The organism is Paeniglutamicibacter sp. ORCA_105 (assembly GCF_045798545.1).
Lineage (GTDB): Bacteria > Actinomycetota > Actinomycetes > Actinomycetales > Micrococcaceae > Paeniglutamicibacter > Paeniglutamicibacter sulfureus.
This window is the reverse complement of sequence record NZ_JBIXLM010000109.1, coordinates 1-271: the sequence shown is the minus strand read 5'-3', so window position 1 is coordinate 271 and position 271 is coordinate 1. Positions and strand designations below refer to the sequence as shown.

General features: G+C 60.9%; 1 protein-coding gene. It reads right to left on the bottom strand.

Features of this window, described 5'->3' with window-relative positions:
* A partial coding sequence (locus ACIPUB_RS20165; protein ID WP_407609009.1) for an SH3 domain-containing protein occupies positions 1–271 on the bottom strand: 271 nt, incomplete at both ends.

Genomic DNA, 271 nt, shown 5'->3' with positions numbered 1-271 from the left:
GAACTCGACGCCTTGGCCTTCACCGCGGTGAACACCTTGGTGTAGTTATAGACCTTGGCCGGAGGCTTGATCGCGGTGGTGGACAGCTTGCTGGACTGGATCCAGCCAATCCCTGCACCGGTACGCACCTGCTGCCACGAACCCGAGGTCCGCAGCCACTGCACCCTCGTGTTGTTCGTAAGCGTGCCGATCTTCGTGCCCGAGGTCTTGGCAGCTTGGTAGACGGGCTGCTTGCCCTTCACCCAGCGATAGACATTCGAGGGATTCGACG